Origin of the sequence: Kribbella sp. NBC_01245 (assembly GCF_036226525.1) — a bacterium.
Classification (GTDB): domain Bacteria; phylum Actinomycetota; class Actinomycetes; order Propionibacteriales; family Kribbellaceae; genus Kribbella.
Map to the genome: position 1 here is coordinate 4,389,207 of NZ_CP108487.1, position 12,956 is coordinate 4,402,162.

General features: G+C 67.5%; 11 protein-coding genes. 9 read left to right on the forward strand and 2 right to left on the reverse strand.

The window, feature by feature from the left end; all coding sequences use genetic code 11:
* The first annotated feature begins 13 nt into the window (after positions 1-13).
* Positions 14-691, forward strand: a complete 678-nt coding sequence (locus tag OG394_RS19500) for a uracil-DNA glycosylase (protein WP_328988405.1) — start codon at positions 14-16, stop codon at positions 689-691.
* Here the strand turns inward: OG394_RS19500 and OG394_RS19505 are convergent, their stop codons facing one another.
* A complete protein-coding gene (locus OG394_RS19505; protein WP_328988406.1) occupies positions 692-2,428 on the reverse strand; it encodes an ABC transporter ATP-binding protein in 1,737 nt (578 codons plus the stop codon).
* Positions 2,425-4,107, reverse strand: coding sequence for an ABC transporter ATP-binding protein (locus OG394_RS19510; protein ID WP_328988407.1), 1,683 nt, complete (start codon positions 4,105-4,107; stop codon positions 2,425-2,427). Before OG394_RS19510 ends, OG394_RS19505 begins: the two co-directional genes overlap by 4 nt.
* Before the next feature lie 299 nt (positions 4,108-4,406).
* Here OG394_RS19510 and OG394_RS19515 point away from each other — a divergent pair, with 299 nt between their 5' ends.
* The 8 genes from OG394_RS19515 to OG394_RS19550 all read left to right on the forward strand — a co-directional run bounded on the left by OG394_RS19515 (position 4,407) and on the right by OG394_RS19550 (position 12,899).
* Entirely contained in the window at positions 4,407-5,597 is a 1,191-nt protein-coding gene (locus OG394_RS19515; RefSeq protein WP_328988408.1) for an ROK family transcriptional regulator, read from the forward strand.
* Positions 5,598-5,645: 48 nt separating this feature from the next.
* A complete protein-coding gene (locus tag OG394_RS19520) occupies positions 5,646-6,977 on the forward strand; it encodes an ABC transporter substrate-binding protein (protein ID WP_328988409.1) in 1,332 nt (443 codons plus the stop codon).
* A gap of 2 nt (positions 6,978-6,979) precedes the next feature.
* Positions 6,980-7,966 carry a carbohydrate ABC transporter permease gene (locus tag OG394_RS19525; RefSeq protein WP_328988410.1) on the forward strand — a complete coding sequence of 329 codons (987 nt, stop codon included), beginning with the start codon at positions 6,980-6,982 and terminating at the stop codon, positions 7,964-7,966.
* A 1-nt stretch (position 7,967) separates the two neighbouring features.
* Positions 7,968-8,798 carry a carbohydrate ABC transporter permease gene (locus OG394_RS19530; RefSeq protein ID WP_328988411.1) on the forward strand — a complete coding sequence of 277 codons (831 nt, stop codon included), beginning with the start codon at positions 7,968-7,970 and terminating at the stop codon, positions 8,796-8,798.
* On the forward strand, positions 8,795-10,048 hold the full coding sequence (locus OG394_RS19535; protein ID WP_328988412.1) for a 6-phospho-beta-glucosidase: 1,254 nt from the start codon (positions 8,795-8,797) through the stop codon (positions 10,046-10,048). The genes OG394_RS19530 and OG394_RS19535 overlap by 4 nt, the downstream gene beginning before the upstream one ends.
* 5 nt (positions 10,049-10,053) lie before the next feature.
* A complete protein-coding gene (locus OG394_RS19540; protein WP_328996849.1) occupies positions 10,054-11,064 on the forward strand; it encodes an N-acetylglucosamine kinase in 1,011 nt (336 codons plus the stop codon).
* A 123-nt stretch (positions 11,065-11,187) separates the two neighbouring features.
* Entirely contained in the window at positions 11,188-11,709 is a 522-nt protein-coding gene (locus tag OG394_RS19545; protein WP_328988413.1) for a hypothetical protein, read from the forward strand.
* Positions 11,607-12,899: a hypothetical protein gene (locus OG394_RS19550; protein WP_328988414.1), complete on the forward strand. Its 1,293-nt coding sequence runs from the start codon at positions 11,607-11,609 to the stop codon at positions 12,897-12,899. The genes OG394_RS19545 and OG394_RS19550 overlap by 103 nt, the downstream gene beginning before the upstream one ends.
* Positions 12,900-12,956: the final 57 nt, after the last annotated feature.

Genomic DNA, 12,956 nt, shown 5'->3' on the forward strand with positions numbered 1-12,956 from the left:
GAGACTGTGGCGGGTGAGCCCGAAATCACTGAGCGACTTGGTCGCGCCGGACTGGGCAGAAGCGCTTGCGCCGGTCGAGGACACCGTTAGCCGGATGGGCGAGTTCTTGCGCGCGGAGATCGCCGCAGGCCGTCCGTACCTCCCTGCCGGGGAGAACGTGTTGCGCGCCTTCACCCGGCCACTGGCCGAAGTGAAGGTGCTGGTCGTCGGACAAGACCCGTACCCGACGCCCGGCCACCCTGTCGGCTTGAGCTTCTCGGTAGCGCCTGACGTCCGGCCAATCCCCCGCAGCCTGCAGAACATCTACCGCGAGCTCATGGCGGATCTGAACGCCCCGGCGCCCAGTAATGGCGACCTCTCGCCATGGGCCGATCGCGGCGTACTGATGCTCAACAGGGTCCTGACGGTTCAGCCCGGCAAGCCCGGCTCACACCGCGGCAAGGGCTGGGAAGCCGTTACAGAGCAGGCGATCAAGGCTCTCGTCGCGCGCGGCGGTCCGCTGGTGGCGATCCTCTGGGGACGCGACGCGCAGACGCTCAAGCCGATGCTCGGCAGCATTCCGTACATCGAGAGCGCGCACCCGAGCCCGATGTCGGCTGACCGCGGCTTCTTCGGCTCCCGCCCCTTCAGCCGCGTCAACACCCTGCTGACCGAACGCGGCGGCGAACCGATCAACTGGCAACTCCCCTAGTTACGTACCGGTCCAGCTGTGCCAGAGGTGGGCGTAGCGGCCGTCGCGGGTCAGTAGTTCCTTGTGCGAGCCGACCTCGACGATGCGGCCCTGGTCCAGCACGATGATGCGATCCGCCTGCTCGGCCTGGGTCAACCGGTGAGCAACGATGAGGGTGGTGCGGCCGTCAGTGGCGGCCGCACTCGCCCGTTCCAACTCACGAGCACCCGCACTACCCGCCTCCGCAGTGGCCTCGTCGAGGACTGCAACCGGCGGATCAGCCAGCACGAGCCGGGCGAACGCCAACTGCTGGGACTGGGCTCCTGTCAGTTGGTGAGCGTTCTCCCCGACCTGGCTGTGCAAGCCTTCCGGCAAAGCCCGCACCCACGTCAACGCGCCTGCAACCTCCAGTGCCGCTTCTACCTCGGCGTCAGTGGCAGAAGAAGAAGCAAGTCGTACGTCTTCCACTAGCGGTCCCGAGAAGACGTGGACCTCCTGACTCAACAGCGCCACCTGCAACCGCGTCCGAGCCTCACCAAGCGCGCGTACGTCGATCCCGCCGAGTAGTACCGATCCCTGTGTGGGTTGAAGAATTCCCGCGACTATGGCCGCCAGTGTGGTCTTGCCAGCACCACTCGCACCTACAAGCGCCACCCGCTCGCCTGGCTCGATCCGGAACGACACGTCAGCCAGTACGAGCGGCCCCGCGTCGTACCGGTGACTAAGTCCAACAACCTCAATCGAGCTGTCCCGAGGGCCCGGGCCTTCCGTAGCGGCTGCGGCGGGCGGTAGGTCGGCAACCCCGGCAAGACGGGCCAAGCTGGCTCCGGCCGACTGGACCTGGTCGAACTCCATCACCAGAGTCCCGAGCGGGTTGAACAACCGGTGGAAGTAGAGAGCGGCAGCAGTGGTCGCACCAACCGTCGCGAGGTCACCGCGGACCAGGAAGAATCCAGTGACGAGTACGGCGGTCAGGCCGACGAACTCGGCATGGTTGATCCGCGACGCGAAGTGGCTGAACAACCGGAACACCCCGAGCGACAAGTCCATCGCCACTCGCGATCGGTCGTCGATCCGGGCCAGGTGCTCGTCTTCCAGCCGGTAAGCCCGCACGGTCGCGCTACCCCGCATGGAGGCGATCAGCACCTGCGAACGCTCGCCCATCGCCACGCGTTCGCGCGCGTAGAACGGTGCCGAGCGCGGCAGGTACCAGCGCAGCGCCAGCAGATAAACCGGCACGCAGAGCAGACCGGCCAACCCCAGCCGCCAGTCGAGCGCGAACATGCCGACGCCGGTCAGCAATACGGTCAACGCGGCCTGCAAGAGGATCGGCCCGGTCGTGCTGATGGCGTTCGCGACGACCGAGACATCGTCGCCTACCCGGGAGAGTAGGTCGCCCGTGCGCACCTTCTCCATCGTTGCCGTGGGCAACTGTAGAACCCGATCGACCACCTGCTCCCGGAGCCGCGCGAGCACGGTCTCACCGACCCGGGACACCAGCATGCTGCCGACGGCCGTTAGCAATCCGGAGGCCAGTGCGGCAGCCGCGATCAGTACGGCGATCCGCAGCACCGAATCCTGATCGGCATCACCAGTCAGGTCATCGACGAGTCGCCCGAGTGCCCAGGGCGCGACCAACCCGGCCGCACTCGCCGAGCTCACCACCAGCGCCGCCAGCACGGCCGGTCCCCTGCGCATATCGCGCCACAACACCGCCCACGTCCCTTTGGCGCCGGCGATCGGCAACAACTCGCTCATCGGAGCACCGCCTCCCGGTACCGCAGATCCGTTTCGGCCAGGTCGGAATGCGTGCCCTCGGCAACCACCCGGCCTTCGTCCAGTACGACGACCCGGTGCATCTTGCCGAGTAGCGCCGGGCTACTCGTCAACACGAGCGTGGCCGCATTCGCCCGCTCCGCGACGAGTCCTTCCGCGAGCAACTCCTCCGTCACCGCGTCGACCGCCGTACTCGGGTCGTGCAGCACGAGTAGCGGCGGCTCCGCCAGCAAGGCCCGGGCCAATCCGAGGCGCTGCCGCTGCCCACCCGACAACGTTCGCCCGCGATCGGTGACGGCATGGTCCAACCCGACGGCGTCGACCAGATCGGTCGCGGCGGCAGCGCCGACGACCCGCGCGAGGCGTTCGTCGTCCGCCTCCGAACCGGCGAGCAGGTTGGTCCGGATCGTGCCTTCGAAGAGGTCGGTGTCGTGTTGTTCGAGCAGCACCGTGCGTCGTACCAAGTCGATGTCCAGCGTCTCGGCCGGCGTACCACCGATCAGCAGGCGGCCCTCGTGCTCGGGCGCCCGGCCGACCACGAGCGCGAGCAGCGCGTCGGCATCCCGCGGGTCATAACAGAGCACGCCGACCAGCTCACCCGCTCTAACGACAAGATCCACTCGCGCTAGACCGCGATAACTGATGCCCTCCAAAGCCAACCAGCCATCGGCCGGGTCAACCTCGGCAACCGCACCAGACGAAACCAATCCAGGAGCAGCCAGTACGGCGGCCAACCGACCAGCGGACGCCTTCGCCAGGGCCGCGAGCTGACCGCAATACCCGAGCGTGCCGACCGGCTCGGCCACGAACTGCGCCAGCCCGACCACCGTGACGAGCTCACCGATGCTCAGCCGCCCGTTCAACGCGAACCACCCGGCCACGCCGGCCACGGCCGCGAGGAACAACCCGCTCGCAAAAGTGGTCACGCCGTCCTGGATGCCGTTCGTCGCGGCCGCTCGCAGAGTCGCGGTCAAGGCCCGCTGGCTCGACCGGCGATAGCGCTCGGCCGCGTTGTGTTGGGCGCCGATCCCGCGCAGCGTGCGCAGACCCGCGACCAGGTCGGTGGCCAGCGCCGTCGTACTCGCGATCGACTCCTGCTGGCTCTCGGTCCGCCGGGTCAACAGCGGCGACAAAGCCTGCAACGCAACCACGATCAGCGGTACGCCGACCAGAACGCCGAGGCCGAGAGGTACGTCGATGGTCAGCAGGGCCACCGACGAAACGACCAGTGCCGCGACCGCCGCCGAACCCATCGAGACGGCGCGCAACACGAGGGCCGACTTCTCTGCGTCGGAGGTGGCAATCGACAGGAGCTCGCCCGAACGCAGGCCGGTGCGATGACCGCGAGGATCCAACACGCGCCCGGCGATCTCCAGCCGGAGCTGGTGCGTCTCGGTCTCGATCGCCCGCACCACCTGCCGCGCGCCGGTCTTCCACGCGTTCGACAGCGCCAGGAACAGCAACACCATCAGGAGCACGCAGAACCCGAGGTTCGCGATGTTGCCGGTCGCGATCGCCTTGTCGACGGTGAGCCCGATCAGCACCGGTACGGCCGCCTCGGTCGCCTGGTGCAACGCCAGCACCGAGATACCAAGCGCCATCCGCCCCCGATGACGCCGTACCGAACGCCACAACAACCGCCCAGCCGTGAGCTCCCGCACCCAGACCCTCCAGCTCGGCAAACAACTTAGGCCACCCTAACCCGCCCGCCAGGTCGCCCTTGCCGCGAGTGGTCCCCCTTTTTGTCCGCGGGTGGTCGCATCTGGTCCGCGCGGCGCCCCACCAGGCAGCCACCTCCCCGGACCAGATGCGACCACCCGCGGACAAAAAGTAAAGGGGGACCGCTCGCTGGCCAAAGGTTCAGTCATTGACACCTGCCGGTGGTCGCCTTTACCGTCCTACCCATCAATAGGAAACTTTCCTAACAGTTCCACCGAGCGGCACCTGAGAGGGGGCGAAGATGGCCGGCACACCGGGTACGCCCCGCCTGCTGCGAGCGATGAACGATCGCGCCGCGCTCGACCTCCTGCTCGAACAGGGCCCGCTGTCCCGCACCGCCCTCGGCACCCTGACCGGGCTGTCCAAGCCGACCGCCTCCCAACTGCTCGGCCGCCTCGAGACCGTCGGCCTGGTCCGCCTCAGCGGCACCAGCGCCGGCCGCCCCGGCCCGAACGCCCAGCTGTACGAGATCAACGCCGGCATCGCCCATGTGGCCGCGCTCGACGTCAACCCGGCCCGGATCCTGGCCGCCATCGCCGATCTACGCGGCACGGTCGTCGGCCGGTTCGAACTGCCGACGCCCGGTCGCAACGCCCGCGGCACGGTCGAGCGAGTGGTGAAGGCCATTCATGGCGCACTCGGCGAAGCCGGCCTGGCCGAGGATCAGCTGCGCCGGGTCGTGATCGGCACGCCCGGCGGGTTCGACCCGACGACCGGGCGGCTGCGCTACGCGACCCACCTGCCCGGCTGGCACAGCCCGCGCCTGCTGGAAGATCTCGCGGCCGCGATCGGCGTACCGCTCGAGGTCGAGAACGACGTCAACCTCGCCGCCGTCGCCGAGCAGCGCATCGGGCATGCCCGCGACTCCGGCAACTTCGTCCTCCTCTGGGGCGAGGAGGGAATCGGCGCCGCGGTGGTGATCGGTGGACGGCTCCACCGCGGCGCCACCGGCGGTGCCGGTGAAGTCGCCTTCCTCCCCCTGCCCGGCACTCCGCTGGTGCGCAACGTCGGCCGCAACAACGCGGGCGGTTTCCAGGAACTCGCCGGCGCCGAGCCGATCCTGGCGCTGGCCCACGACCACGGCCTGCGCGCGACGACCGCGGAGGACGCCATCACCCAGGCCCTGCACTTGCGGGGTCCGGGCGACTCGGTGCTCTCCGAGTTCGCCCATCGGCTGGCCGTCGGGCTGGCCGCCATCGTCGCGGTCGTAGACCCCGAACTGATCGTCCTGGCCGGCGGTGTCATCACTGCGGGCGGGGAGCGCTTACGCGGCCTGATCCAAGAGGAACTGGCCGAACTCGCAGTACCAAGACCCCGGCTGTTGCTCACCGCTGTCACGGACGATCCCGTGCTCACCGGTGCGTTGCAGTCGGCTCTGAGCACCACCCGCGACGAGGTCTTCGACACCGCCGGAACACCTGCCGCCGAGTGAGCACGCAATCCCTTGTAGAAGTCCCAGCACAAGATCAGGAGACCGGAAATGCCCCGAGTTCACAGAGCAGTCGCGGCTGCCGCGGCGATCGCGCTGTTCGGCACCGCCTGCACCGGCACACCCGCCGGCACCACGGCCAGTGACGACCCCTCCGCGAAGAACGTCGAGATCCTCTTCTGGCACGGTTGGAGCGCGCCGAGCGAAGTGAAGGGGATCGAGGCCAGCATCAAGAACTTCCAGGCCAAGTTCCCCAACATCAAGGTCAAGGTCGTCGGCAACATCAACGACGACAAGATCAAGCAGGCCCTGCGCACCGGTGGCCCCAGCTCCCCGGACGTCGTCTCGTCGTTCACCACCACCAATGTGGGCGCCTTCTGCTCCTCGAACGTCTTCACCGACCTGAAGCCGTTCATCGAGAAGTCCGCGATCAACCTGGAAGAGACGTTCCCGAAGCCGGTCCTGGACTACACCCAGTTCGAGGGCAAGCGCTGCGCACTGCCGCTGCTGAACGACGCGTACGGCCTGTACTACAACAAGGACGCCTTCAAGGCCGCAGGGATCGCCAATCCCCCGAAGACGCTGTCCGAGTTCGAGGCCGTCGCCAAGAAGCTCACCAAGCCCAAGGGCGACACCTTCAGCCAGCTGGGCTTCATGCCGAACTACCACGGCTACGAGGTGACCACGAGCCAGTACGGCGCCCTGTGGGGTCTGAAGTACTTCGACGAGCAGGGCAAGTCCAACGCTTCGAAGGACCCGAACTTCGTCAAGGCGTACCAGGGCCAGAAGAAGCTCGTCGACGCGCTCGGCGGTTTCGCCAAGCTGGAGAAGTACCGCACCACCTTCGGCGACGAGTGGGGTGCGAAGAACCCGTTCCACACCGGCCAGGTCGCGATGACCTTCGACGGTGAATGGCGCGCGGGCATGGCCAAGGACGCGGGGATCAAGTTCGAGCTCGGCGTCGCACCGGTGCCCGTGCCGGACGACCAGGAAGACAGCTACGGCAAGGGCTACCTCTCGGGCACGATCATCGGTATCTCCAACAAGAGCGAGAAGAAGAACGCCGCCTGGGAGCTGACCAAGTACCTGACCACGGACACCGACGCCGTCGTCAACTTCTCCAACGCGATCCACAACGTGCCCTCGACGTTCGAGGCGCTGAAGTCGCCGAAGCTGGCCGACGACCCGATCATGGACGTCTTCATCGGCATCGCCCAGCACAAGGACAGCAACAGCGCGCCCGCCAGCGTGAACGGCGGCGCCTACCTGGTCACCCTGCAGGACCTCGGCTACCAGTACGAGTCCGGCAAGATCACCGACCTGCCGGCGGCGCTGAAGAAGGCCGATGAGCAGATCGACAAAGACATCGCCCAGGCCAAGTGACGATGACCTCTTTCCCGGCCACTGACGAGGCCGTTCGAATCGCCGCTCCGGCGCAGGGCTCCCTGCGCCGGAAGCGGCGGCGCGAGACGCTGCGCAACCTGGCCTTCCTGTCGCCCTGGCTGCTCGGTGTCGGCCTGTTCTTCCTGTACCCGTTGTTCTCGACGATCTACTTCTCGTTCGTGAAGTACGACGGCTACACCCCGCCGACACTGGTGGGCCTGCGTAACTGGAAGTACGTGTTCACCGACTTCCCGAACTTCTGGCCCGCCATGGAGAACACGGTCTGGCTGGTCCTGATCATGGTCACCCTGCGCGTCGCCTTCGGTCTGGGCATCGGCCTGCTGATCACGAAGATCAAGACCGGCGCGGGCCTGTTCCGGACCGCGTTCTACCTGCCCTACCTGGCGCCGCCGGTGGCCGCGACGATGTCGTTCGCCTTCCTGCTCAACCCCGGCACGGGCCCGGTGAACAACATCCTCGGCGCTCTCGGACTACCTCAGCCAGGCTGGTTCAACGACCCGACCTGGTCGAAGCCGGCCCTTACCCTGCTGGCGATCTGGGGTATCGGTGACCTGATGGTCATCTTCATGGCCTCGCTGCTCGACGTGCCCAAGGAGCAGTACGAAGCATCCGAGCTGGACGGCGCCGGCCCGTTGCGGCGATTCCAGCACATCACGCTGCCGAACATCTCGCCGATCATCATGTTCGCCGTTGTCACCGGCATCATCCAGGCGATGCAGTACTACACCCAGCCACTCGTCGCCGGCAAAGTCGCCAGCGGTGTGATTGGGGGCTCAGGGCAACAATTCGAACCGGGCTATCCCGACAAGTCGACATTGACCTTGCCCCAGCTGGTCTACAACCTCGGATTCCAGCGGTTCGACATCGGCTCCGCGTCGGTGGTCGCGCTGGTCCTGTTCGTACTCTCGATGATCTTCACCGGGCTGCTGATGCGCCGCCGCGGTGGCCTGCTCTCGGCGGAGGACTGACATGCGCCGCAAGGAAACCCTGCACTGGGTCGCCGTGCACTCGCTCGGCATCGCGGCCGCGCTCTTCTTCGTACTGCCGTTCGTCTTCGTCTTCCTGACCGCCCTGATGAGCGACCAGCAGGCCCTCACCCGGGACCTGTGGCCGAAGCCGTTCCAGTGGCACAACCTGATCGACGTACTGAACACCCCCGGCTTCCTGACCTGGTGGAAGAACAGCCTGTTCTACGCCGTCGTCGGAACCCTTCTCGCGGTCACGTCGAGCATCCCGGTCGCCTATGCCCTGGCCAAGTTCAAGTTCCGTGGCCGGAGTCTCGCGCTGATGATTGTGATCGCGACCATGATGCTGCCGCCGCAGGTCGTGATCGTGCCGATGTACCTGTTCTGGACCCAGCAACTCGGCATGTCCGGAACGCTGTGGCCGCTGATCATCCCGATGGCCTTCGGCGAGGCGTTCACGATCTTCCTGCTGCGCCAGTTCCTCGTCTCCATCCCCAAGGAGTACGTCGAAGCGGCCAAGATCGACGGCTGCAATGACTTCAAAGCGATGATCCGAGTGATCATGCCGATGGCGAAACCCGCCATCTCCGCCGTGGCGTTGTTCCAGTTCTTCTACTGCTGGAACGACTACTTCGGCCCGCAGATCTACGCCAGCGACAACCCCGCGGCGTGGACGCTCAGCTACGGCCTCGAGTCGTTCAAGAGCGCCCATCACACCAACTGGAACCTCACGATGGCAGCGACCGTGCTGGTGATGGCTCCGGTGATCATCCTGTTCTTCTTCGCCCAAAAGGCCTTCATCGAAGGCGTCACACTCACAGGGGTCAAAGGTTGAAACTCACAGTCGTAGGCGGCGGTTCGACGTACACGCCTGAACTCATAGACGGATTCGCCCGGCTGCGCGACTCACTGCCGGTCGACGAACTGGTGCTGGTCGATCCGGCCGCCGATCGGCTCGAGCTGGTCGGCGGTCTGGCCGGCCGCATCTTCGCCAAACAAGGCCATCCCGGCAAGATCACCACCACGTCGGACGTCGAGGCGGGTATCGACGGCGCGGACGCCGTACTGCTGCAGCTGCGCGTCGGCGGGCAGGCGGCCCGCAATCGGGACGAGACCTGGCCGCTCGAATGCGGTTGTGTCGGCCAGGAGACCACCGGCGCCGGCGGCCTCGCGAAGGCGCTACGCACGGTGCCCGTCGTCCTCGACATCGCCGAGAAGGTGCGCGCGTCCAACCCGGACGCGTGGATCATCGACTTCACCAACCCGGTCGGTATCGTCACCCGCGCGCTGCTGCAGGAGGGCCACAAGGCGGTCGGCCTGTGCAACGTGGCGATCGGCTTCCAGCGCAAGTTCGCCGCCATGCTGGGCGTTTCGCACGAGCGCGTCTCGCTCGACCACGTCGGGCTCAACCACCTGACCTGGGAGCGCGGCGTTCGCGTCGACGGCGAGGAGGTGCTGCCCAAGCTGCTGGCCGAACACGCTCAGGAGCTCGCGGACGAGATCGGCCTGCCGCGCGAGGTCATCCTCCAGCTCGGCGTCGTTCCGTCGTACTACCTGCGCTACTTCTACGCCCACGACGAGGTCGTCCGCGAGCTGAAGGCGAAACCCTCCCGCGCTGCCGAGGTGGCCGCGATCGAGAAGGAACTGCTCGACATGTACGCCGATCCGGCGCTGGACGAGAAGCCCGAACTGCTCAGCAAGCGGGGCGGCGCGTTCTACTCCGAGGCGGCCGTCGCGCTGGCGTCGTCCCTGCTCAACGACACCGGTGACGTCCAGGTCGTCAACACCCGGAACAACGGCACGCTGCCGTTCCTCCCGGACGACGCCGTGATCGAGGTGCCCGCCACCGTGGACGCCCGCGGTACGACGCCGCTGCCGGTGCGACCGCTCGAGCCGCTGTACGCCGGACTCGTGGCGAGCGTGACGGCGTACGAGAACCTGGCCCTCGAGGCCGCCATCCACGGCGGTGCCGACCGGGTCTTCGCGGCACTGCTCGCGCACCCGCTGGTCGGCCAGATCGAGTATGCGAACGGACTGACCGACCGCCTGCTCGCGAACAACCGCGATCACCTGGCCTGGGCGTGACGGCGATGGTGGCGGCGCGAACCAGCCCAACCCCGCTCGTCCCGGGCGGGGTGCTGGCCTTCGACGCCGGCAACAGCAAGACCGACGTGGCCCTGGTCGGCGCTGACGGCACTGTCCTCGGTACGGCGCGAGGTGGCGGGTTCGAGCCGCATATCGTCGGTGCGGCCGCGGCCGTGGCGGCCCTCGCGCCACTGGTGGAAGCCGCCGCCGCGGCCGCGGGCCTCGACCCGGCGAACGGCGTACTGGTGCAGCAGATCTCGGCCTGCCTGGCGAATGCCGATCTGCCGATCGAGGAAGAACGGCTGGCCGAGGCCTTCCGCTCACACGCCTGGGCCGACGAGGTCCACGTCGCCAACGACACCTTCGCGCTGCTGCGCGCCGGCGTAGACGAACCCCGCGGGGTAGCGGTCGTCTGCGGCGCGGGGATCAACTGCGCGGGCCTGCTGCCGAACGGCCGCACGGCCCGGTTCGCCGCCGTCGGCCGGATCTCGGGCGACTGGGGTGGCGGCCAGCAACTCGCCGACGAGGCGTACTCCGCAGCCGCTCGGGCTGACGACGGTCGTGGGCCCGCGACGGCGTTGACCTCGGTATTGCCCGCGCATTTTGGGGTGGACTCCGTGCAGGCGTTGATCGAGGCGTTGCATCTTGGTGATATCCCTTTAAGTCGGCGGCTTGAGGCCACGCCGTTGCTGTTCCAGGTGGCGGCGGCTGGTGACGAGGTGGCGTCGGCGGTCGTACGTCGGCAGGCGGAAGAGATCGTCGCCATGGCGGTCGTGGCGCTTCGCCGGTTGGACCTGCTGGACGAGCCGGCTGACGTCGTACTGGGTGGTGGCGTGCTCACCTCCGGCCACCGGCAGCTGATGGACACGATCGAGGCGCTTCTTTCCATCGAGGCGCCTAAGGCCGTCCCGCGGGTGGTCGCCGTACCTCCGGTTGTCGGTGCCGCGTTGCTCGGGCTGGACCGCACTGGAGCCGACCGAACCGCTCACACGACCTTGCGCGCGGCCTACGCGTAGCTGTTGTGCCCGGCCTTCCCTGAGGCCGCCGGCGCCCGGAGTAGCGGTCCCAGCCCGTCGCTACTCCGGGCGCTTTTTCGTACCCTCTGGCGTGCGTTTGGGTAAGGGTGTAATCATGATTACATGAGTACAGATGAGAGTTCGGAGCGAGTGCGCGGCTGGCTGAGTGGCCGCCTTCCCGCCGACTGGTTCGACGGCGAGCCAGAGATCACCATCGACCGCGACGAGATCCTCGTGGTCGGCAAGATTCCCGCCCCCACCCTGGAGGGCGAGGTCACCGAGGCGACCCGGGCCGCGGCCGAGGCCGGGCGCATCAAGCAGTTCCGTGAGGACACCCGCGAGCGGCGGATCGAGATCGCCCGCGAGCTCGAGCACGCCACCCGGCGCAAGGTCGCCTGGGGAGTCGTCTCAGGCGATACCCGCACGGTGTTCACCTCACTGTCGTCACCGGTGATGACCCGGTTACGCCAGCCCGAGCGCCAGGTCCTCGACACCCTCGTCGACGCGGGCGTGGCCCGTTCCCGCAGCGACGCCCTGGCCTGGTGCGTCAAACTCGTCGCCCAGCACAGCGAAACCTGGCTGGCCGACCTCCGCGAAGCCATGGCCAAAGTAGAAGACGTCCGCCGCTCCGGCCCCGACGCCTGACCCGGCCCGACGTACGGCGGTCCGAATCCCTTTATCCACAGGGGGATCGGACCGCCTTCAACCACGTCCGCGTCACCTGGCAGGAGGACAGCCCGCGCCCGAACCGGGTCTTCCTCCGCGTCCCGGGCAATCCAACTGAGAAGTATGTCCACTACGTCCCGGCGGACGCGCCCAACCAGCTCGATCTGCCCAAGGAGTACGTCAGCAGATACGGCCATGGCGACGACCTGGAGGTCGGCGTAACGGTCGGCACCGAGGCGGGTTCGACCAGCGCGGTCGCCATCTCGCCTCAGTTCGACACCTTGGACGCCGGCTACCCGGTTCTCGATTCGTTCCAGGCCTCCGGCGCGAACACCCTGCGGGTCAAGTGGCGTGCGGGCGTTGCCATCCCGCGGGACAGCAACCCCGGTGACCCGCTCGACCGACCGGAGCCACCGCGGTTCCAGCCGATGTACCGGCGCGGTTCGGCGCCATCAGTGGCGTTGCGCCAGCCGTCGACGTCCACCGAGATCACCGTCAGCGGCATCGCACCCGGCTATAGCTTCTACGTACTCTCGGTCAACGAGTGGTTCATCGGCCAGCCCGGTGCCGATGTCTATGTCCACGCCACCGCGTTGACGGCCACCATTCCGACCCGGGTCACCTACGGCCTGCCAACTGTGGTCACCGGCCAGATCAGCGACGCCGGCCAGCGGCGAACCGTCGTGCTCCAGGCCAGGAATAACGCCACGAGCCCGTGGACCGCAGCGACGTTCTGGGAGCCGACCAAGGACTTCCGGCTCGAGGTGCGAAGCCCGGGCACTCGCCAGTACCGCGTCGTGGTCACAGGGCCCGAGACGACCGGCAACCAGGTCTGGTTCGGCACGTCGAGCGCGCCGGTGACGACCACGACCGGGTATCGCGTGGTGACGGCGAAGTTCTCGCAGCCGGTGATCAATCGTGGCGCGGCGACGGTGGCGCAGTTGGTGGTCCAGCCTTACCTCAGCGGTACCGCGCTGCTGCAGCGGCGGCAGGCCACGGGCTGGGTGGGCGTCAAGTACGTGCCCATGAGCTACGGCAAGGCCAACTACAAGATGACGACGGGCACCAAGGGCACGGTCGCCTACCGGTACTACGTTCCCGCTGGTACGACAGCGGGTCGCGGTATCGCCGCCACCTTCACCGCGCCGTTCTACCTCACCGCCCGCTGAGTCCGGCGTACGGCGGTGGGCGTAATCCCCGCTAGGGATTACGCCCACCGGTATGAG